The sequence below is a fragment of the Gluconacetobacter sp. genome, from assembly GCF_047721585.1.
GTDB lineage: Bacteria > Pseudomonadota > Alphaproteobacteria > Acetobacterales > Acetobacteraceae > Gluconacetobacter > Gluconacetobacter dulcium.
The window spans coordinates 45,048-67,063 of sequence record NZ_JBDNXE010000005.1; the positions used below are offsets into that span (position 1 = coordinate 45,048).

Sequence of the window (22,016 nt, forward strand, 5' to 3'; positions counted from 1 at the left end):
TGGCGTCCCGACCGGCAGGGGGAGCCTGTCAGTCGGGGAAGACGACGGTGCGATGCCCGTCGAGAATGACACGATGCTGAAGGTGGTAGTTCACGGCCCGCGACAGGACGCGGCGCTCGACATCCCGGCCCTTGCGGATCAGGTCGTCCGGCGTATCCGCGTGGGTGATGCGCTCGACATCCTGTTCGATGATGGGTCCTTCGTCGAGATCGGTCGTGACGTAATGGGCGGTTGCGCCGATCAGCTTCACGCCGCGCACATGGGCCTGGTGATAGGGCCGCGCGCCCTTGAAGCCCGGCAGGAAGGAATGGTGGATGTTGATGCACCGGCCGGCGAGCGACGCCGACATCGTATCGGACAGGACCTGCATGTAGCGCGCGAGAATGACGAGGTCGGCCCCGGTTTCCTCGATCAAGGCCCGCAGGCTTGCCTCCTGCTCCGGCTTGGTGTCGCGCGTGACGGGGAGGTGGTGGAACGGGATGTCGCCGATCTCGACGGCCTGCGTGGCCGTGCGCGGGTGGTTGGAGACGATGGCGACCGGGTCCATCGCCAGTTCGCCGATGCGCCAGCGATACAGCAGGTCGGCCAGGCAATGGTCGAATTTCGAGACCATGATCAGCACGCGCTGCCGTTCGCGCGGCGGGTGGAGCTGCCAGTGGGCGTCGAAGCGCGCGGCGACCGCCGCCAGCATGCTCCGCTCGGGCGGGATGCCGGCGGTGAAGGCGATGCGCATGAAGAACTGGTTTTCCGCCAGGTCGGCATGCTGGTTGATTTCGATGATGTTCGCGCCGGCCTGAAACAGGCAACCCGACCAGGCGGCGACGAGGCCGGGCTGGCTGGCACAGGTAACGATCAGGACGTGCGCGTCGGAATGGGCCATGGATCTGGGTATCTTCATCAATCGGAGAACAGACGGATGCCGGCATGGGACTGCATGTCGGGCGCGTCGTGACGGGAGGTGAAACCGGGCAGGGTGGTGCGGTGGCAGGCACTGGGGCTGATGCCGAACATGCTCTTGAAATGACGGGAGAAATGCGAGCAGTCGGAAAAGCCCATGTCGATCGCGATTTCGGTCACGCTCATTTCCCCCGCCTCCAGCAGCGCGCGGGCATGGCGCAGGCGCAGCGTGCGATAGAAATCCTGCGGCTTGCGGCCCAGCGTGGTCTGGAACAGGCGTTCGAGCTGCCGGCTGGAAATGCCCAGCCGCGCGGCGAGCTGCGCGATCGGCAGCGGCCGGGCCATGTTCTGTTCCATATGCAGCACCGCGCGCCGGACCCGCGGATCGGCGAAACGGGTTTCCGCAACCAGGGTCGGCGGCTGGGGTTGCAGCCTGATCTGGTTGCTGATCTTGCCCGCGCGTTCCATCAGCAGGATGTGGCTTGCCTTCAACCCGGCCGGGCGGCCGATGCTGCGTTCGATCAGGTGCAGGGCCACGTCGGCCGCCGCTCCGCCGCCCGAGCAGGTGATGCGGTCGCCATCGTCGAGGAACATCTGGTCGCTGACGACCTCGTGCGCGGGGAAGGCTTCCTGGAAGTCCCGATGATGGTACCAGCTGACGCAGACGCGACGATTATCCATCAGGCCGGCCTGGCAGAGGGCGAAGGTGCCGGTGCAGACGCCGATCAGCGTGATGCCCATCTCCGCGGCCCGGCGCAGCCAGACGGTCGTCACGTAATCGATCTGCTTCTGCCCGTGCAGCAGGCCGCCGACCACGACGATGTAATCGAACGCACGCGGATCGCCGAGGGAGGCGTCCCGCGCGATCGCGACGCCGCAACTGGACCGCACCGGGTGGACCGACGAGGACAGGACCTGCCATGAACAATGGATCGGACGGCTCCGGTCGTCCTTGTCGGCGGCCAGACGCAGATGGTCGACGAACAGGGCGAACGCGGAGAGCGTGAAATGTTCGGCGAGAATGAAGCCGACGCGCAGTCGCGGCTTCGTGTCGCCCGATGCTCCTTCTGACATGATCATTCTCCCGAACGAGCCGGCCCCGGCAATCGGTCCGGCACGTAGTTTCTTGTTCGAAACAAGGTTAAGTGCGGGGGGCTGTGGACGCCTGCTTAAAATACGACATAAATTTCATATATTTCGCCATAACCGATCAATTGGCCGGGGGCAGTGACAGATGTGCCCGCACGGCGGCAAGGGCCGGCGCCCCGTCGCGCGTCGTCACGCCGTCCAGCCAGGCGCGCCAGGCGTCCGGGTGGTCGCGCAGCCACTGCCGGGCGACCTGGAGCGGCGGCGTGTGGTCCTGCTGGATGGCCAGCATCATGCCGTTCTCGTCGGGAATGGTGAAGCGGATCTGGGCCAGCAATCGCGCGGCGTTCGGGCAGTCCGTACGATAGCCGCGCCGGATGACGGTGTTGACGGTGGTCTTGCCGTCCGGGCCGAAGACATCGTCGCCGCCGGTCAGGTAGTGCAGGGCGAAACGCAGGTTCATGGGGTGGGGTTCCCACGCCAGGAATACGATCGGCCGGTGGCTCTGGATACTGCGGTCGACCTGGCTGAGCATGCCCTGCTCGCTGCTTTCGACCAGGCGGAAGCGCCCCAGGTGGAACTGGTCCTTGCGGATCATGTCCAGCACCAGGGCGTTGCCGTCATTGCCGGCTTCCAGGCCGAAGATCATGTAGCCGAGGCGCGGACCCCATTTGGCGATGTCGCGATAATCGCGCAGACCGGCTTGCCAGACGAACTCGGGAACGGCCAGCGTGTAATGGGCGCCCGACAGGTTGACGGCCAGCCGCTCCACCGAGCCATCGGCGAGGAAAGGCGCGATCGGCGTGCTGCCCATGGGCTGCCAGTTGCTGAGAAACGCATCCACGCGCCGGTCGCGCATCGCCATATAGGTCATGACCAGCGGCAGCAGCGGCGTCTGCGGCGCGTAGCCGAGCGCGTCGAACAGCGTCGCGGCGACCGACGTGACGGCTTCGGCATCCGTCCAGCCCACATTGGACAGGCGGATGGGCACGCAGGCCGCCGGATCGCCGGCGGGAGACGCCGCGACGGCGGGCGCGGCGAGCAGGCTCGCCGCCGCGAACAGGCAGGCGATCCGGCCAGGGCGGGCGGTGCGTTTGGGCATCCGGATGATCACTCCTTCGCGGACTGGCGGACGTCATGGGAATATCATGTCCGCCTCCATTCGTTATTCACCCGAATGTTTGCGTCGCGGAATGGTTTGGTTTCGACATGAGGCGATGTTTGAGGCCGCCGGGCCGGTTTTGTGGGCTTGGTTCGGCATGCTGCGTATTCCATCACCCGCGCGTCGGCCTTAAAACGCGTGGGCGTTGGTGTGTGCGGATGTCGTCTCGCGCCATATCCGGATCGATGCCTCGCGCTGCGATGCGCAGTCCCTGCGGAGAGATGAAGCCTGATGGAGCCGCTTTCGTTCGAAATCCGCCATGCCGGATGCCTGGCCGAGATCGCCGACGACCTGGCGCGGCTCAGAATTACGGTATTCCGCGAGTGGCCCTATCTCTATGACGGGGCCGACCCGCTTTATGAGCGGCAGTATCTCGAAGTCTATCTGCGCAGCCCGCAGGCGGCGGCCATCGTCGCGCGTGACGGTGGCGGGCGGATCGTCGGTGCGTCCACCTGCCTGCCGCTGGCCGACGAAGCCGGTCCCATGCGTGCGCCGTTCGAGGCGCGGGGGCAGGATCTGCGACGGTTCTTCTATTTTGGCGAATCCGTTCTGCTGCCGGCATGGCGGGGGCAGGGGGCCGGGGTCCGCTTCTTTGCGATGCGCGAGGAGGTGGCGCGCGCGGCCGGTGCTGATTTCGCCGTATTCTGCGCGGTCCGCCGCCCGCCGGACCACCCGGCGAGGCCCGAGGGCTGGGCGCCGCTGGACGCATTCTGGGCCCGCCGGGGGTACGCCCCGCTGCCCGGTCTGACCTGCGTCTATCCCTGGCAGGAGGTCGGGACCGGGCACGAGGTTCCCCATCGCCTCGATTTCTGGGGGAAAGCCCTGGGCACGGCAGCGTTGCCCGAACGGATTGTGGAGGACAGATGAGCCGGACATTGCGTCTTGGAGCCTATGCGTGGCCGGTCGAGCGGGCACGCACCCTGGAGGATTACGACGCCCATCTGGATCGTGTCGTCGCGGAAGGCGCGCGCCAGGCCGACCTGCTGCTGTTGCCGGAATATGCCTGCATGGAGGCCGCATCGGCGATGACGGCGCCGGGGCAGTCCGACCCCACGGCGGAACTGCATGCCGTATGCCGGCGCAGCGATGCCCTGCTGGACATCATGATCGGTGCCGCGAAGCGCCATGGGGTGTGGCTGATGCCCGGCACCCTGCCGCGCCCCGAAGCCGGTTTCGTGCGCAACCGCGCGCCGCTGATTGCGCCCGACGGGCGGGTTGCGTTTCAGGACAAGCATGTCATGACCCGTTTCGAGACCGAAGCCTGGGGCGTGCGGGCCGGCGACCCGCCGGGCGTGTTCGACACCCCCTGGGGCCGGATCGGCACGGCGATCTGCTACGATTCCGAATTTCCGATGTTGACCCGCGCGCAGGTCGAGGCGGGGGCGTGGCTGATCCTGGTGCCGACCTGCACCGATACGCTGCACGGCTTCAACCGCGTCCGCGTGTCGGCCCAGGCGCGGGCGCTGGAAAACCAGTGTTTCGTCGCGGTGGCGCCGACGGTCGGCGACGCGCCGTGGTTGCAGACGCTGGACGCGAATTGCGGCTGTGCCGCGATCTATGGCCCGATGGATCGGGGATTTCCGCCCGATGGCATCATCGCGCAGGGGGCGATGAATACCGGGTCCTGGGCCTTTGCCACACTCGACCCGGCCGCGCTGGACGCGGTGCGCCAGGATGGGGCGGTGCGCAACTGCCGCGACTGGCCAGCCCATGTGCCTCCGGCCGGCGTCCATTCCTTTGTCTGAATTTCAAGCAAGATCGACCGGAGCCCATCATGTCCGCTGAACATACCCGCACGCTGATCGAAACCTATTACCGCACCTTCAATTCCGGCGATCGCGAGGCTTTTCTGGCCCTGCTGACCGACGATGTCGTGCATGACATCAACCAGGGCGGCTGCGAGCGCGGCGTGGAGGCGTTTCGTACCTTCCTGGCCCGCATGGACCGTTGCTATCGCGAAGAGATCCGGGACGTGGTGGTGATGGTCGATGGGCTTGGCGACCGGGCGGCGGCGGAATTCGTCGTTCACGGAACCTATCTGAGCACCGACGACGGGCTGCCGGAGGCCTATGGCCAGCGTTACGTCCTGCCCGCGGGCGCATTCTTTACCCTGCGGGAGGGCAAGGTCGCCCGGATCTCGAACTTTTACAATCTGCCGGAATGGACGCGCCAGGTTACCGGCGGATAGCGCCGGCTTGCATGGGATTGCCGCGATGGATGACGATCGAACGGACCGGCGTTGATCACTGCTGAATGAAGGGCGCACGGATGATGGCACCAGAACATTGGATTGCAGGACACAAGATTCCCATCGGCACCGCCATGGCGGCGGTGATCGATGTGATCCGGCATTATGGGATGGGCGTCTTCGACGCGATCAGCGACGTGGTCGGCGCCTGTGCGGACGGACTGACCACGGTGCTGCTGGACGTGCCGCCGTTGCTGGTGGTCGCGGCCGCCGTGGCCGGGGCATGGTTCCTGCGCCGGTCGTGGGGGCTGGTGGCGCTGATCGCGCTGGGGCTGCTGTTCATCATCAACCAGGGATACTGGAACGAGACGATGGCGACATTGTCGCTGATCCTGTTCTCGACCCTGTGCTGCATGGCGATCGGCGTGCCGCTGGGGGTTGCCACCGCGCATCGTCCGCGCCTGGCGATGGTGCTGCATCCGATCCTTGACCTGATGCAGACATTGCCGACCTTCGTCTATCTGATCCCGACGCTGATCCTGTTCGGGCTGGGCACGGTGCCGGGCATGATCTCGACCATCATCTTTGCCGTGCCCGCGCCGATCCGCATGACCCAGATGGGGATCGCGCGGGTGCCGCGGGCGTTGATCGAGGCCGGCGAGGCGTTCGGCGCCACAGAACGGCAGATTCTGTGGAAGATCGAATTGCCGGCCGCCCTGCCGATGATCCAGGCCGGACTGACGCAATGCATCATGCTCAGCCTGTCCATGGTCGTGATCGCGGCGCTGGTTGGGGCCGGCGGCCTGGGCGTTCCGGTGGTCAGGGCATTGAATACGGTGCAGGTCGATGTTGGTTTCGAATCCGGTTTCGTGATCGTGCTTCTCGCCATCATGCTCGATCGTCTCTGCCGTTCGAAGGATAGCGCATCGTGACCGAGACGAAGACCGCGGCGCTGGAATTCCGCAATATCGACATCCTGTTCGACCGCAGCGGCCGGCGCGGCGCGATCGAGGCGGCGCTGGCGCGGCTGGATGCCGGCGAGACGCGCGAGGAAATCGGCCGCGCCCTGAAGGTGACGGTGGGCGTGGCGGGCGCGAACCTGGCGGTGGCACGCGGTGAAATCAGCGTGCTGATGGGGCTGTCGGGATCGGGCAAATCGACGCTGCTGCGCGCGGCCAATCGCCTGAACCGGCCCGTGCGTGGCGAAGTGCGCATCGGCAACGGGTCCGCGTGGCTGGATATCGCGCGCTGCGACGACGAGACGTTGCGCGAATTGCGCAAGACGCGCATCGCCATGGTCTTTCAGCAATTCGGCCTGCTCCCGTGGCGGAGTGTGCGTGACAATGTCGGATTCGGGCTGGAACTGCGCGGGATGGCGCCGTCGATCCGGCGGGAGATCGTCGAGGAAAAACTGGCGCTGGTCGGGCTTTCGAACTGGGCCGATGCCCAGGTCCACGAACTGTCGGGCGGGATGCAGCAGCGTGTGGGCCTTGCGCGCGCATTCGCCACCGATGCCGATATCCTGCTGATGGACGAGCCGTTTTCCGCGCTTGATCCGCTGATTCGCCGAAAATTGCAGGACGAGTTGATGGACCTGCAGAAACGGCTGAAAAAGACGATTCTGTTCGTCAGCCACGATATCGACGAGGCGTTGAAGATCGGCAGCCGGATCACGATCATGCGCGAGGGGCGCATTATCCAGACCGGCACGCCCGACGATATCGCCCTGCGTCCGGTCAATGACTATGTCGCGGAATTCATCCGGCACATGAATCCGCTGCCGACCATTCTGGCATCGACCTTCATGCGGCGTTTCCATGATCTGCCCCTGCGGGCGGACGGGATGATTGATGGCGGGAATATCGCAATCGGTCCGGACGCGAGGGCGGTACGCATCGGCGATCAGGAGCGCGTGGCGACGGCACATCATGAGTGGGTGCGCGGGGCCGTCTGTATCGTACCGGTCGGGATGAGCCTGGGCGAGGTCATCGCGGTGCGCCAGCGCAGTGGTTTTCCCGTTCTGGTGGAGGACGAGGGGCGGTTGATCGGGCTGTGCGACGATGCCGATATTCTCCAGGCCCTGTCGGGAGAAGCGCGCCACGGATAGTCCGTGGCCGGTGCGAGGCATCGGCTTCGGGCGGTAACGTGTCCCTGTCGTCCTGACCTTCGCCGCCTTGACGCGGGGTCGTCCTCGGACCTTCGGCGGTTGAAGCCGGCCGTGCCGGATCGGCCGTTCGGGACGGGCAATCCGGGGTTCACGAGGATGGGAATATTATGACGAGAACGAAATAATAGGCGTCGCTTTCGTTCATGCGTATCTCAATCTGGTTCTGTAACGTTCCGTATTAGAGACGGGCTGGCGAAGCCTCGTCCCGGGGACGGACTGAACAGATAGACGACCGCATCGCCCATGGCGGACCACCGGTTTTGCCGGTGTGCTCCGGGCGAAAGGTTGCTCCGGGAGGCGCGGATGAAGGCCATCCGCCCGCTTCGGGGACGTATGTCGAAGGTCTTTCCATCCTGAATATTGCTTCTCAGAGTCCGGTTGCGGACATAGATCTCGGAGTCCTTGGCAGTATGCGACGACCTGCAAAAAACCACGGCGAACGGTTCTCGACGATCCTGTTTTCGTCCACCGTCATGGCGTCCATCCTGGCGGCGACCTATGGCGCAAGCGCGGCGTCGCCGAACAGTCGGCACCACGCCAAGGCTTCCAGGACCGCAGCCACGGCCACGCCTGCCGCGGCGGTACCTGCGCCAGCCGCCGCCCATGCCGCGACGAAGCGGGCGATTGTCCGCGCCCCGCTGCCGCAGAACGAGGATGTCGCCATTTCGGCCCGTCGTCGCGCCCATGGCACGATGATCACGGTGGGGGCCAGTGCGATCGCGCGGTCCGTGCCGGGCACGAACCCGCTGAAGGTTCTGGCGCAGCAGCCCGGCGTGATGTTCCAGGCGGACGATCCGCAGGGTGTCGATACCTGGTCGACCCAGATCTACATGCACGGGTTTTTGCAGAACCAGATCAGCACGACGCTGGATGACATCCCGCTGGGTGAATTGTCCTACCGCAACTATAACGGCCTGAATCCCATTCAGGCGATCAGTTCGGAGAATGTCGGGCGGCTGGACGTATCGACCGGAGCGGGTGCCGAATCCGTGGCCAGCACCAATAATCTGGGCGGTTCCATCGAGTACCATTCATCGGACCCGAAGAACAAGCTGGGCGGCACGGTGGCCCAGACGTTCGGCAGCAACGCGCTGTATCATACCTTCATCCGTGTGGACAGCGGCGCGCTGAACCATACCGGCACCAAGTTCTATGTGTCGTATATGCGCAACGATACCGAGAAGTGGAAGGGCGGGGGCAACCAGTTCTTCCAGCAGGCGAATGCGAAATTCGTCCAGCCGATCGGGGAAGACAGCAAGATTTCGAGTTTTTTCGATTTCAGTCAGTATGCCCAGTTCAACTATCAGGACTACTCGCTGGACATCTGGAAGCATGGCGGAAATTACATCGACAATTACTATAATGGAAAAACGAGCGGCTATCTCTCGGCCATTCAGGCCGCTCTGGGGCATTATCCCGCTTCGCTCGACGGGATCTCGGACAAGGCCGACGCCGCCTATTACGACAGTTCGTCGGCTTCGACCGATTATTTCGGCGGTCTGACGGGCGATTTCCGCCTGACGGACAGGGTGCGGTGGAAGACCACCTTCTATGGGCATGGCGAACATCAGTTCAATCACTGGACCAATCCGTTCTATCCGTCTCCTTCGGGAGCGCCGATGTTCGAGCAGGTGAAGGAGCCGAGCATCCGGCGCTTCGGTATTCTGTCCTCGGTGCAGTATGAGATCGCCCATAACCATATCGAAGGCGGTGTCTGGTATGAGAATAACCAGTTCGTCTCGACGATGTGGGGGTATTCGCAGCCGAACGTGGTCGATGGCGTGATCCAGGGCGCGATGCTCAATCCGGTCGGCGAGATCCGGCAGGCGCCTTTCATGCAGCTTTATGGACAGACGACGAATACGAATACGTTTACCGCCTTCGTTCAGGACACCTATAACCCGCTGCCGAATGTGGCGCTGCATTTCGGGTTCAAGTCGCTGCTGAATACCTCGCGCGCCGGGGACGGTTACTACAATACGAGCTACTACGGGGCCGGTGCGTCGGCGACGGGTACGTTGACGACCGCACGCGCCTTCCTGCCGCATATCAGCGGCGACTGGCACTTCCTGAAGCATCATGAACTGTATTTCGATGTCGCCGAGAACGTTCATGCCTATCCGCAGGGGCAGTTCAAGACCATCGCGTCGCCTTTCGCGGTGACGCAGGCTGCATTCGATTATGCGCGTCCCAGCCTGAAGCCCGAAAGCGACTGGGCCTATGCGGTCGGCTATCGCTATTCCGATCATTTCCTCGATGCGACGCTGCATGCCTATCACACGGATTTTTCCAACCGTTTGCAGCAGATCACGTCCGGCAACATCGTGAACCCGATTTCCACGGTGCTGAATGTCGGCGGCATCACGATGAATGGTGTGGATGCCGGCCTGACGATGCGTCTGTTCCGTGGGGTGTCGCTCTATAACAGCATCAGCTATAACCATTCGACGTATGACAGCAACGTGTCATCGCAGGGCGTGACCTATTACACCAAAGGGTCTCAGGTCGTGGCCTATCCGCGCCTGATGTACAAATCGAGCCTGAGCTACAGCTATCGCGGGTTCGACGCGCATATCGACGCATCCTACATGTCGCAGCGTAATCTGAGCTATACCGGCGACACCAAGGTGCCGTCCTACTGGCTGGCGGATTTCGGCATGCGCTACAAATTCGGCAATATGGGGAAATATGCCCATTCTCTGGGGTTCATGCAGAACCTCGAACTGGACTTCAATATCTACAACCTGACCAACCAGTCCTATGTTTCGACGATGGGCGAAAACGGCTTCCCGCTGTCGGGCGATTATCAGTCGTTCCTGCTGGCGGCTCCCCGCCAGTTCTTCGGGTCGGTTCGTGCCGAATTCTGAAGCCGCGCCTGTCCTGGGCGATATGCGGGGGATGCCGGTTTTCGGTTCCTTCGCGGGCTGATGGCAACCCCCCGGCGCAAGCCGGGGGGTTTTTGCTTTTCGTGGGGCCTCCTGCCCTGACGATATTCTGTCGCAGGACTTCAAGGCCATGTCGTCTGCGTCAGCGATGACGAGAGGGAATCCGCCCTAGGATTTTCGGCATTCCATGAGTCGGCGAGTGCATCACAGTCGGGACCCGGTGACCTCGGCGAGCATTGCATCCTCCAGGGAAAAGTGGTCTGGCACGGGAAAGGCAGTCTTATGCACGTTATGATGAATGAAGCGGAACAGAACGAGCGCCATCGCTTTTTCGGCGGGCCTCTGGACACGACCGATCCGGAGGTCGCGGCGATGCTCCGTGACGAGTTGGTTCGGCAGCAGGACGGTATCGAACTGATCGCGTCGGAGAACCTGGCCTCGTTCGCGGTCATGGAAGCCCAGGGATCGGTTCTGACGAACAAATATGCCGAAGGGCTGCCTGGCAAACGCTATTATGGCGGCTGCGTCGATGTGGACCGCGTGGAAACGCTGGCCATCGAGCGCGTCAAGCGGATATTCGGCGCGGCGTTCGCCAATGTACAGCCGCATTCGGGCGCCAATGCCAACCAGGCGGCCTTCATGGCGCTGGGCAAGCCGGGCGATGTCATACTCGGCCTGAGCCTGGCGGCCGGCGGGCACCTGACGCACGGTGCGGCGCCGAACTATTCCGGCAAATGGTTCCGGTCGGTGCAGTACGGCGTTCACCCCGACACCGGCCTGCTCAATTATGAGGAGGCGGAGCGGCTGGCGCGCGAACATCGGCCCAGGATCATCGTCGCCGGCAGCTCGGCCTATCCCAGGGTCATCGACTTCGCGCGTTTCCGCAAGATCGCGGACGAGGTCGGGGCCTATCTGATGGTGGACATGGCGCATTTCGCCGGTCTGGTCGCGGCGGGGCTTTATCCGAACCCGCTTCCGCATGCCCATATCGTCACCAGCACGACGCACAAGACGCTGCGCGGGCCGCGCGGCGGCATTATCCTGACCAACGACGCCGATCTGGCGAAAAAGGTCAATGCGGCGGTTTTCCCCGGATTGCAGGGCGGCCCGCTGATGCATGTCATCGCGGCCAAGGCGGTTGCGTTCGGGGAGGCGCTACAGCCTTCCTATGCGTCCTATCAGCGCGCGGTGGTCGCGAACGCGGCGGCGCTGGCCGACGAACTGCTGGGACGCGGTTTCGACATCGTGACCGGGGGGACGGACAGCCATCTGGTCCTGGTCGACCTGCGTCCGAAGAAGGTGACGGGAAAAGTCGCGGACGCGGCGCTGGAACGGGCGGGCATCACCGCCAACAAGAACGCGGTGCCGGATGACCCCGAATCGCCGTTCGTCACGTCGGGCGTGCGGCTGGGCAGCCCGGCCGCCACCGCCCGAGGCTTCGGCACGGCCGAGTTCCGCGAGATCGGGCGCTTTATCGACGAAGTGCTCAGCGCGCATGGTACGCCGGCCGCCGAAGACGTCGAAAAGCGCGTGAAGGGCGAGGTTCAGGCGCTCTGCCGACGCTTTCCGATCTATAATGTCGCTTATCCCGGCGCCTGAGCGCCCTTTGCCGAGAGCCGCATGATCAGCCTGTTCGACCTTTTCAAAGTCGGTATCGGTCCGTCCTCGTCGCATACGGTCGGACCCATGCGCGCCGCACAGCGTTTCGCGGCCTCTCTGGTGTCTCTCGACGGGGTGGCCCGGATCCGGGTCACCCTCTACGGGTCGCTGGCGTGGACCGCTCAGGGCCACGCCACGGACACGGCCGTCATTCTGGGGTTGATGGGTGAAAGCCCCCAGAGTGTGGAGCCCGACAGGGTGGCCGGGATCGTGGCGGATGTCGGCGCGCGTGGGAGCGTCGTCATCCACGGACGCGGCATTGCCTTCGATCCGGGGGCGGACCTGGTTCTGGACCGCGACACCATTCCACCGGTCCATCCCAACACGATGCAGTTCGAAGCCTGCGACCGCGGGGGCGCGGTGGTGGCGTGCGTGCGCTTCTGCTCGGTCGGCGGTGGTTTCATCGTGCACGAGGATGCGACGGAAAGCGCGGGTTATGTGCAGCCCGATGTGCCGTTCGATTTCTCCAGCGGCGTGCAACTGCTTGAGCAGACCGGGCGCAACGGGCTGAGTATCGCCGAGATCGTCATGGCCAATGAAATGGCGCTGCGGCCGCGTGCCGAGATCGAAGCCTATCTCGATACCGTCATCGATGTGATGATGGCGTGCATCGAACGCGGATTGAGGCAAACCGGCACGCTCCCCGGCCGCCTGAAGGTACGCCGCCGCGCCGCCGCCCTGTACGAGCGGCTGCGGGCCGGCGAGGGCTCGAATGCGCGATCGGCCCATGGAATCATGGATTGGATCAGCCTTTTTGCCATTGCGGTGAACGAGGAAAATGCCGCCGGCGGGCGTGTGGTGACCGCGCCGACCAACGGTGCCGCCGGCATTATTCCGGCGGTCCTGCGCTATTATCGCGATTTTTGCCCGCAGGATTCGGCCGCCTCCACCCGCCAGGGCATGCATGATTTCCTGCTGACGGCGGCGGCGATCGGCGGCCTGTTCAAGCTCAATGCTTCGATTTCCGGGGCGGAGGTCGGGTGCCAGGGGGAAGTCGGCGTCGCCTCGTCCATGGCCGGGGCCGGTCTTGCCGCCGCGCTGGGCGGCAATCCGCTCCAGGTCGAAAATGCCGCCGAGATCGGCATGGAGCATCATCTGGGCATGACGTGCGATCCGGTGGCGGGACTGGTGCAGATTCCCTGCATCGAGCGCAATGCGTTCGGCGCGGTCAAGGCGATCAACGCCGCGTCTCTCGCGCTGCATGGGGATGGCATACATCATGTGTCGCTCGACCAGGTCATCCGTACGATGGCGGAAACGGGGCGCGACATGAGCCACCGCTACAAGGAGACCTCTCTCGGTGGGTTGGCCGTCAATCTGCCGGAATGCTAGGGCATCATCCGACCGGATGGACTCATCTGGTCGGATAGAGATGCTCTAAAATCAATACTCCAGAGCCATATCCGTGAACGGGTTTGAAGGGATGTGGCTCCGGGGCCGGTCAGAGTGGGAATCTGCCGGAAGTCCTGTTGCGGGCGCGCAGGTTTTCGTGTCGGTGCCTGTGGCGGATGAAGGGGGCGGATGCACCCGGTGGCATCATGTTCTCGTCCGCGACCGCCGCACGCGAATGGATTTGCATATTGGGTCGACGTATATTATCGATACTCACGGGGAGTATAAGGGAGCCTGACTTTCATGCCGCATACGCCTGCCGAGAAAAAGCGCGTCCTGACGCGCGTGCGCCGTATCAGGGGGCAGATCGATGCGCTGGAGCAGGCGCTGGAAAGGGGAGCCGACTGTGGGCCGGTGTTGCAGCAGGTGGCGGCCATTCGCGGCGCCATCAACGGCTTGATGGCCGGCGTCCTGGAAAGTCATTTACGAGAAGAATTCGTTGACTGTGCGGGTGATCGCAGCGCGGCCAGCGGCGCCATCGAGAATGCGGTGTCGCTCGTCCGTTCTTATCTCCGCTGACCCGCTGCGCGGATCGACAGATCGGAAACATGGAGAAGACAAATCATGAAATCACGTGCCGCCGTTGCCTTTGAGGCAGGCAAGCCCCTCGAAATCGTCGAGATCGACGTTGCTCCCCCCCGTGCGGGCGAAGTGCTCGTGCAGATCACCCATACGGGTGTGTGCCACACGGATGCTTTCACGCTGTCCGGCGACGACCCGGAGGGGCTTTTCCCCGCCGTGCTCGGCCACGAGGGCGCGGGCATCGTGATCCAGGTCGGGGAAGGCGTTACCAGCGTCGTGCCCGGAGACCATGTCATTCCGCTCTATACGGCGGAATGCGGTGAATGCCTGTTCTGCAAATCCGGGAAGACCAATCTCTGCATTTCCGTTCGCGCGACGCAGGGCAAGGGTGTCATGCCGGATGGGACGACACGTTTTTCCTACAAAGGACAGCCAATTCACCATTACATGGGGTGTTCCACGTTCAGCGAGTTCACGGTTGTCGCCGAGGTGTCGCTGGCCAAGGTCAACCCCGCGTCCAATCCCGAGCATGTCTGCCTGCTTGGATGTGGCGTTACGACCGGTATCGGCGCGGTACATAACACGGCCAAGGTCCTGCCTGGCGACAGCGTTGCGGTTTTCGGCCTTGGCGCGATCGGCCTGGCCGTGATCCAGGGTGCGCGGCAGGCGAAAGCCGGGCGGATATTCGCCATCGATACCAATCCTGGAAAATTCGATCTTGCGCGGACATTCGGCGCAACCGATTTTCTCAATCCCAAGGATTACGACAAGCCGATCCAGCAGGTGCTGGTGGAAATGACCGGCTGGGGCATCGACCACACGTTTGAATGCATCGGCAACGTCAACGTCATGCGCGCCGCGCTGGAAGCCGCGCATCGGGGGTGGGGTCAGTCGATCGTTATCGGTGTGGCGGGCGCCGGTCAGGAGATATCCACCCGGCCTTTCCAGCTTGTTACCGGTCGCTCGTGGCGCGGCACGGCCTTCGGCGGGGTCAAGGGGCGCTCGCAGCTTCCCGGCATGGTCGAGGATGCCATGCGCAATGATATCCAGCTTGCGCCTTTCGTGACCCATACCATGCCGCTCGAAGACATCAACGAGGCCTTCGACCTGATGCATGAAGGCAAATCCATCCGTTCCGTCATTCATTACTGAGAATCGCGTCATACGGCGGCAGGGCCGTTCGCAACGGTCGAAAGACCATAGGAGATCGATCATGGCAGTCATTTCGGGTGACGGCGTTTTTTCCCATGTTTTCCTTGGTGCGGTCGATACCGCACTGTCGGCGACGTTCTATGATGCGGCACTTGGCGCCCTGGGTATCAGGAATCTCGGGCCGTTCGGGCACGGCTGGATTCTATATGGCCGGGAAAAGCCGGCCTTCATCATCGCGCGTCCTGGCGACGGCGAGGCGCCATCGAGCAATGGTGTGACCATCGGCTTTGCGGCCGCCACGACCGCCGAGGTCGATGCCTTCCATGCCGCCGGCCTTGCCAATGGCGGAACGGACGAGGGCGCGCCGGGGCCGCGCAGCCATCTGCCCGGTGCCTATGCCGCGTATCTGCGGGACCCGGCAGGGAACAAGGTGTGCAGCTACACCTTTACGGATGGCAACTGACAGTCTGCAATAAGGTCGCGAGAGCCATGGAAAGCAGGGAAGCACATTTCTCCTTCGGGGGAACGCAGCAAGTCTGGCGGCATCGGTCCGCATCGCTGGGGGTGGATGCCGATTTCGCCATCTATCTGCCTCCGCAGGCGCAGGACAAAAAGGTTCCTGTTCTTTACTGGCTCTCCGGCCTGACCTGCACGGAGCAGAACTTTATCACCAAAGCCGGCGCGCAGCGTGTCGCGGCGGAACTGGGTATCGCGATCGTCGCGCCGGACACCAGCCCGCGCGGTGCGGATGTGGCGGATCGTGATACCTACGACCTCGGGCAGGGTGCGGGCTTCTATGTCAATGCGACGCAGGAGCCGTGGGCGGCCCATTACCGCATGTACGATTACATCGTCACCGAATTGCCGGCATTGATCGAAGCGCATTTTCCTGTGACCCAGGTGCGGGGGATCAGCGGACATTCCATGGGGGGCTTCGGCGCCATCATGATCGCACTGCGCAACGCGGGGCGTTATCGCTCCGTGTCCGCTTTTTCGCCGATCGTGGCGCCGACGCAGGTTCCCTGGGGTGAGAAGGCCTTCAGTGCGTATCTTGGTCCGGATCGTTCCGCCTGGGCGGCGTACGATCCGATTGCGCTTATCCGCACGGTGAAAGAGCGGCTGCCGATCCTGATCGACCAGGGGATGGCGGACAGCTTTCTGGCGGAACAGCTCAGGCCGGAACTGTTACAGGCTGCCGCGCAGGAGGCGGCCCATGAACTGATTCTGAATCTCCGGCCCGGTTACGATCACAGTTATTATTTTATCGCCAGTTTCATCGAGGACCATCTGCGGCATTTCGCCAGATTCTGTTGAAAGGCCTTTCGGGCAGGCCAGCCCGCGATGACATGGGCTGGCCCGCCGGACGGACGCAGGGGGCGTCGGCAGCGTGATGCGGTGCCGCGATCAACGGATTGCGCGACATCACCTCTTGTATTGTGCGTCAGGCGGAAGAATGAGCCGCTGCGTCCTGAGCCGCGATGTAGCCAAAGGTCATGGCGGGACCGAGATTGATTCCGCCGGAAGGATAGAATCCCGCCATCACGCTGGCCTGATCGGACCCGGCCGCCCAGAGGCCGGGAATGGGTTTGCCTTCCGTATTCAGGACCCGTGCCCGCGCGTCGGCGCGGATGCCGGCGAATGTACCGAAACTGCCCGGAACGATGCGTAGCGCGAGATAGGGGCCTTTCTCGATCGGCGCCAGACAGGGATTGGGCGTGCGGGTGGGGTCTCCGCCGGAGCGGTTGAAAGGGGTGGAGCCCCGGCCGAATGCCGGGTCGTTGCCCTGCCGCGCGTGCAGGTTGTATTCGCGCACCGTATGCTCCAGTCCTTCGGGGGAAATGCCGCATTTGGCGGCCAGTTCGTGAAGGGTCGCGGCTTGGACGATGTAGCCGGAGCGGACGAACGGGCGCAACGGAAAGGGCGCGGGTCGTGAAAAGCCCAGACCCCACCGACGCTGGAAGGATCGTGTGCAGATCAGCCATGAAACGGGTGCCTCGCCGGGGGCGAGGGCCCGGAACAGGCTGGTGATGTAATCGTAATAGCCGTCGGCCTCGTTGACGAAGCGCCGGCCGTTGGCACGCACGGCGATGATGCCCGGTTTGGCGCGTTCGATGATATGCGGGTAATGGCCTGTGGTGCCGTCGCGAAAGGGCACCAGGGAAACGGGACACCACGCGGCAGGCGACGCGAGAGCGGTATCGATGTCCGCGCCGACGGATTCCGCGAGCGACAGGCCATCGCCGGACGTTCCCGGAGCCGCGACGGTCCAATGTTCATGGCCGGTCGGCGTGTGCGGGAACAGGGCCTTGCGACGGGCGATGTCGTGGGGAAAGCCGCCGGTGGCGAGGATGACGCCGGCGCGCGCACGGACCGTCAGATCGCCCCCGTTCGTCGTCAGATGCGCGCCGACCACCCGGCCGTGTTCGACGATCAGGGCCCGTGCCGGGCTGGAGGGCAACAGGCGTACCCCGGCCTTCGCGGCTGACAGCATCAGGCGGGCGACCAGTGCGCCGCCATTGACCAGATGCGTCCCGCGGCCGTAGCGGAGGAGGTCGAACAGGTGCCGGCCGATCCGCGACAGCACATGCAGGCCGGCCCTGGGCGAGCGGGTCGCGTTGAGAAAGGCGCGCAGGTCGGGACCGGCCTGGATACCCATGCCGGCAAGCGTCGTCTCGCGCATCGGTCGGCGCAGCAGCGGCCAGAGCGTGCCGAGTTTGCGTCCGTCGATCGGTGCCGCGACCACGGAGCGCGAGCCGGTGCCGGCGCCAGGGGTGTGGCCGTGAATGTCGCAGATCCAGGTGCCGGATTGAAACGTGACATCGGTTTCGTCGTCCAGGAAATCGACCATCCTGGGGCCGGCCTCCAGCAGGGCGCGGACACGATCTTCGTCGAAGCGATCGCCCAGTTCGTGACGCAGGTAGGTTTCCGGGCCGTCCAGCCCTTCCATATTGCCATCGCGCCGGGCGTAGCGTGTGCAGGGCACCCACATCCAGCCGCCGGACCAGGCGGTCGAGCCGCCCAGAACCGGCTCCTTCTCGGCGACGACGACCTTCAGGCCGCGATGGGCGGCGGTAACCGCCGCGCAGAGGCCGGCGGCGCCGGACCCGATGACGAGCAGGTCGCACTGTTCGACCCGCGCGTGTGCTGCGGACATGCTCATGATCCCTCGCAGGGGGTGTTGGAAGACGAAGACAAGGTGATTGTGGTGCCGGATCGTGCGGAATCCGTTACGGCGAGGGTGGCGCGCAGTGTCAGCAGCCCTTCGCGGGCATCGACGACCGGGCGTTCGGTGCCGCGCGCCACGGCGCAGAGATTGCGCAATTGTGCGACATAGGGACTTTCCTTGCGGTAACCCGTCGTTTCGCGCGTCAGCGGTTCGTACCAATCCTGTCGTTGCTGATAATGCCAGAGATCGAGAGCGGGCAGGGCGAGGGAGCCTGCGCTGCCGGCGATGACGGACGTGGTGACAGGCGCGGCGGGGGAGGGATAGGAGTCGATTTCGCCCGATTGCAGGTCCCAGCTCCACGGTGCGGCGGTGCAGTCGCTCAGCGCGATCGTCACCAACGCGCCGCCGTCCAGGCGCAGCAGGACGGATGCCGTGTCCTCGACCGCGAAACCGCGTGTTGCGTTGCTGGTCATGGCATGGACGGAGACGATTTCGCCATAGAGATGGCGCACCAGGTCGATTTCGTGGATCAGGTTGATCAGGATCGGGCCGCCACCCGCCTCGCGTCGCCACGTCGCCGCGAAATAATCGTCGGGCTTGCGGAACATTGCCAGCACGGCGACGGAGACGATCCGCCCCAGTCTGCCTTGTCCGATCAGGTCGTGGGCCGTGCGGATGATCGGGTTGTGGCGGCGATGGTGGCCGACCAGAACGGGAACGGCCGTGGCGTGGGACGCATCGACGATCGCCTGGGCGTCGTCAAGCGTGCTGGCGATCGGCTTTTCCACCAGTGTGACGATGCCCGATTCGATCAGGTCGAGGGCGAGTGGCCGGTGGGTAGGGTTGGGGGTGGCGAGGATGGCGGCGTCGGGCCGGCCGGCCGCCAGGGCATCGGCCAGGGTGGGAAACCATGCGACGCCGATGGAATCGGCCCAGGCGTGCCCTTCCGCTGTGGGATCGACCACGCCGGACAGGGTGCAGAACGTACAGGCCCGCATTTCCCGTGCATGCAGACGACCGATGGCACCGGCACCGACCAGCAGCACGTTGCTGACATGGTCCGACGTCATGCCGGCCTTCCGGTGCGCAGAAGGGCGGAGGTCGAATCGAAGGCCATGCTGGCCCAGTGTGACGCGCCCTGCTGAACATGTGCGGCCTGATTGGGGATTTCGACGCTGACGGGCAGATCGGGCGGGAGCGACGCGAGGATGGCCGGCAGGTCGATCCCGCCGTCGCCGGGCAGCAGGCGGGCCTGCCGGGCCGTATGGATCAGTCCCTCGCGCGTGGCGGGAATGTCGGCCGGCGCGTCGCAGATCTGGACATAGGCCAGTCGGTCGCGCGGGATGTTGCGCAGATCGTCGGTGGTCGTGCCCGAGCGGGCGACGTGCAGCGTATCGACGATGATGGTGCCGTTGTCCGCTGCCGCCGTCGTGACGACGGACAGGGCGGTGCGGGCGTCGCGGACGGCTGTCCAGGGCATGAATTCCAGGGCCGGCGAGATGCCGCGCGGGGCGGCCAATGCGCAGAGATCGGCAAAGGACGAGGCCAGACGCGACAGATCCGCGTCATCGCCCGCGACCAGAATATGGGGGACCGACAGGTCGGCACACAGATCGAGGAAGGGTTCGATGTCGGCGGCGCGAAACCTGTCCGCAATCCGCACGATTTCCATGTCGGTGACCCGGATGGCCTCCTGTCGCGCCAGGTCGCGGATTTGCCGGTGGAACGACGGATCTGTCAGCAGAGGGGGCAGCGTTTCGCCCGGCGCGGCGGGAAGGGCGCGCAGGCCGACGCCCGTATATCCGATCCGGCGGGCCAGAGGGAGCATCTCGACGGGGTTCATGGGCGCGGTCGTGAGCCATGCCAGGGAAATCGGACGCGTCATGCCATTGTCCTTTTTTTTGTTCTTGTCTGGTCAGGTGCCGGCTTTACTGAAGGGACAATTCCGCGCTCGCCATGGGGGCGGTGGCTGTCGCCGTTTGCGCCGTGAGGGCGGTGCCGCCGGCGACATGGTTGGCGATGCGCCAGGCCATGACCAGGGCTGGGCCAAGCGTGGTTCCGGGGCCGGGATAGGTGCCCCGGAACAGGGAGGTCAGATCGTTGCCGCAGGCATAGAGACCCGCGATCGGCTGTCCGCTTTCGTCGGTTACGCGGCCGTCGGGATCGCCGGTCAGGCCGGCGCTGGTCGCGAGGTCGGCGGGCAGGACGGCCATCGCGAAATAGGGGCCGGCTCCTACGGGGCGGAGGCACGGATTGGGCGTGCAGCGCGCATCGCCATTGAAGCGGTTCATGGCTGAGGAACCGCGCCCGAAATCTGTATCGGCGCCGTTTTGCGCCAGGGTGTTGTACCGCGCGACGGTTTCGCGCAGCGTGGCGGCATCGACGCCGATGGCGCGGGCCAGTTCGTCGATCGTCCGGCCGCGGAACAGATATCTGGCGCGGATCAGGTGCCCGATGCGGCGCATTCCCGGCCAGACCATGCCCAGGCCGTATTCGCGCAGAAAGGCGCGATCGCAGATCAACCAGGCGGGCATGCAGGCGGTTCGGCGGTTGTCGGCAATCATGCCCATGCAGAAATCGTGATAGGAATTGGACTCGTTGACAAAACGGCGGCCCGCGCCGTCGACGGCCAGCAGGCCGGGCTTGGCGCGGTCCAGAATGATATGCGGCCAGGTCAGGTCCGTACCGTCCTTCAGGCGCCGGCTGGAACAGGGCATCCATAGCGCCGGGCTGTCGCCGCCGTTGTCGAGGCCGGCCCCCGCGCGCAGTCCTGCCTCCACCCCGTCGCCGGAATTGGTGGCCGGGGCGAGAGATTTCATATTCCGCAGTGGAAACAGCCGATCGCGCAGGGTGGCATTGGTCGCGATGCCGCCTGTCGCCAGGACCACGCCCTTGCGGGCGAGAATGGTGCGGTCTCCCTCCGGGGTATGGAACGTCGCGCCTGTCACGCGGCCGTCGGTGACCAGCAGATCGGTCAGCGACCATTCGAACAGGATCGGCACTCCGTGCTTGCGCAGGCTGAGCAGCAGCCGCGCGACGAGGGCGTTGCCCATGACCAGGCGCGTGCCGCGCGCATAAGCCCTGCGATCGGACGCCAGCCGCAGGAAGAGCGACAGCGTCTGCCGGAGATGGGAGAATGACGAAAAAGGCTTCAGCAACGCATCCAGTTCGTTGCGCCCGACCATCATCCCGCCGGGAGCGAGAAATTCGCGGCGGGGCGGCCGGACCCGGACGAAATCCGCCCCGAGTTCCCGCCCGTCGAACGGCAGGGGGGCCAGGGCGCGACCGCCATGGGCGGAGCCCGGCCCGTCGAGATAGTCGGGATGGGCGGCGGCGGCGGCGAGTTTGACGTCGGTATGATCGTGCAGTTCGGCAATGGCGGCGGGGGCGGCTTGCAGGAAGCCTTCCCGCAGGGCTTCGCCACCCCGGTCGCCCACCACGGACCGGAGGAAGCGACGGGCATCGTCGGTGCGGTCGCGGGGGCCAACGGTTTCGGACAGAGCCGTTCCGGGCGCCCAGATCGTGCCGCCGGAGGTGGATGTGATGCCGCCGACCTGATCGGTCTTCTCGCACAGGAGAACATCCAGGCCGCGTCGCCGGGCGAACAGCGCGGTGCTCATGCCGCCGGCGCCTCCACCGATCACAAGCAGATCGGTCGTCGTGATATCGGACGTGCCCGGTGTGGGGCGGGCGGGCTGGTGTGACCTGGGCATGCTTCGACCTCTTGTCGTCACGTCTGT

19 protein-coding genes are annotated in these 22,016 nt (G+C 64.6%); 12 read left to right on the plus strand and 7 right to left on the minus strand.

What is annotated here, in order from left to right; translation table 11 throughout:
* Positions 1–28: 28 nt before the first annotated feature.
* From purU to ABF821_RS02230, 3 genes are all read right to left on the minus strand, one after another.
* A complete protein-coding gene (gene purU, locus ABF821_RS02220; protein WP_415528925.1) occupies positions 29–880 on the minus strand; it encodes a formyltetrahydrofolate deformylase in 852 nt (283 codons plus the stop codon).
* Positions 881–897: 17 nt separating this feature from the next.
* Complete coding sequence (locus ABF821_RS02225; protein WP_220791763.1) at positions 898–1,971, minus strand: GlxA family transcriptional regulator; 1,074 nt, start codon at positions 1,969–1,971, stop codon at positions 898–900.
* 136 nt (positions 1,972–2,107) lie between these two features.
* Entirely contained in the window at positions 2,108–3,085 is a 978-nt protein-coding gene (locus ABF821_RS02230; protein WP_182973901.1) for a glycine betaine ABC transporter substrate-binding protein, read from the minus strand.
* A 291-nt stretch (positions 3,086–3,376) separates the two neighbouring features.
* Between ABF821_RS02230 and ABF821_RS02235 the strand changes: the two genes are divergently transcribed.
* The 12 genes from ABF821_RS02235 (at position 3,377) to fghA (ending at position 16,424) form a co-directional block, all read left to right on the plus strand.
* Positions 3,377–4,012, plus strand: coding sequence for a GNAT family N-acetyltransferase (locus ABF821_RS02235; protein WP_415528926.1), 636 nt, complete (start codon positions 3,377–3,379; stop codon positions 4,010–4,012).
* Positions 4,009–4,890 (plus strand): carbon-nitrogen hydrolase family protein, encoded by an 882-nt coding sequence (locus ABF821_RS02240; protein WP_415528927.1) that lies wholly within the window; start codon positions 4,009–4,011, stop codon positions 4,888–4,890. The genes ABF821_RS02235 and ABF821_RS02240 overlap by 4 nt, the downstream gene beginning before the upstream one ends.
* Before the next feature lie 29 nt (positions 4,891–4,919).
* Positions 4,920–5,333, plus strand: a complete 414-nt coding sequence (locus tag ABF821_RS02245) for a ketosteroid isomerase-related protein (protein WP_415528928.1) — start codon at positions 4,920–4,922, stop codon at positions 5,331–5,333.
* An 80-nt stretch (positions 5,334–5,413) separates the two neighbouring features.
* Entirely contained in the window at positions 5,414–6,265 is an 852-nt protein-coding gene (gene choW, locus ABF821_RS02250) for a choline ABC transporter permease subunit (RefSeq protein WP_182973897.1), read from the plus strand.
* Positions 6,262–7,440, plus strand: a complete 1,179-nt coding sequence (locus ABF821_RS02255) for a quaternary amine ABC transporter ATP-binding protein (RefSeq protein WP_182973896.1) — start codon at positions 6,262–6,264, stop codon at positions 7,438–7,440. The genes choW and ABF821_RS02255 overlap by 4 nt, the downstream gene beginning before the upstream one ends.
* Before the next feature lie 470 nt (positions 7,441–7,910).
* Positions 7,911–10,367 (plus strand): TonB-dependent receptor, encoded by a 2,457-nt coding sequence (locus ABF821_RS02260; protein WP_415528929.1) that lies wholly within the window; start codon positions 7,911–7,913, stop codon positions 10,365–10,367.
* A gap of 309 nt (positions 10,368–10,676) precedes the next feature.
* Positions 10,677–11,984 carry a serine hydroxymethyltransferase gene (gene glyA / locus ABF821_RS02265; RefSeq protein ID WP_183008032.1) on the plus strand — a complete coding sequence of 436 codons (1,308 nt, stop codon included), beginning with the start codon at positions 10,677–10,679 and terminating at the stop codon, positions 11,982–11,984.
* Positions 11,985–12,005: 21 nt separating this feature from the next.
* Positions 12,006–13,376 carry an L-serine ammonia-lyase gene (locus ABF821_RS02270; protein ID WP_415528930.1) on the plus strand — a complete coding sequence of 457 codons (1,371 nt, stop codon included), beginning with the start codon at positions 12,006–12,008 and terminating at the stop codon, positions 13,374–13,376.
* 303 nt (positions 13,377–13,679) lie between these two features.
* Positions 13,680–13,955, plus strand: coding sequence for a formaldehyde-responsive transcriptional repressor FrmR (gene frmR, locus ABF821_RS02275; RefSeq protein ID WP_182973894.1), 276 nt, complete (start codon positions 13,680–13,682; stop codon positions 13,953–13,955).
* 45 nt (positions 13,956–14,000) lie between these two features.
* Positions 14,001–15,110, plus strand: a complete 1,110-nt coding sequence (locus ABF821_RS02280) for an S-(hydroxymethyl)glutathione dehydrogenase/class III alcohol dehydrogenase (RefSeq protein WP_182973893.1) — start codon at positions 14,001–14,003, stop codon at positions 15,108–15,110.
* Between the two features lie 61 nt (positions 15,111–15,171).
* Complete coding sequence (locus ABF821_RS02285; RefSeq protein ID WP_183007937.1) at positions 15,172–15,573, plus strand: VOC family protein; 402 nt, start codon at positions 15,172–15,174, stop codon at positions 15,571–15,573.
* Positions 15,574–15,599: 26 nt separating this feature from the next.
* The gene (fghA, locus tag ABF821_RS02290; protein WP_415528931.1) at positions 15,600–16,424 is read left to right on the plus strand and encodes an S-formylglutathione hydrolase; all 825 of its coding nucleotides are present in this window, start codon (positions 15,600–15,602) and stop codon (positions 16,422–16,424) included.
* Positions 16,425–16,551: 127 nt separating this feature from the next.
* Here fghA and ABF821_RS02295 read toward each other — a convergent pair whose 3' ends face one another.
* From ABF821_RS02295 to ABF821_RS02310, 4 genes are read right to left on the minus strand one after another with little or no spacing between them, the layout of a single operon-like run.
* Positions 16,552–18,264, minus strand: a complete 1,713-nt coding sequence (locus tag ABF821_RS02295; RefSeq protein ID WP_415528932.1) for an FAD-dependent oxidoreductase — start codon at positions 18,262–18,264, stop codon at positions 16,552–16,554.
* A 2-nt stretch (positions 18,265–18,266) separates the two neighbouring features.
* Positions 18,267–19,346, minus strand: coding sequence for a Gfo/Idh/MocA family protein (locus ABF821_RS02300; protein WP_415528933.1), 1,080 nt, complete (start codon positions 19,344–19,346; stop codon positions 18,267–18,269).
* Entirely contained in the window at positions 19,343–20,161 is an 819-nt protein-coding gene (locus ABF821_RS02305; protein ID WP_415528934.1) for a sugar phosphate isomerase/epimerase family protein, read from the minus strand. The genes ABF821_RS02300 and ABF821_RS02305 overlap by 4 nt, the downstream gene beginning before the upstream one ends.
* A 43-nt stretch (positions 20,162–20,204) precedes the next feature.
* Positions 20,205–21,989 carry an FAD-dependent oxidoreductase gene (locus ABF821_RS02310; RefSeq protein ID WP_415528935.1) on the minus strand — a complete coding sequence of 595 codons (1,785 nt, stop codon included), beginning with the start codon at positions 21,987–21,989 and terminating at the stop codon, positions 20,205–20,207.
* Between the last annotated feature and the right edge of the window lie 27 nt (positions 21,990–22,016).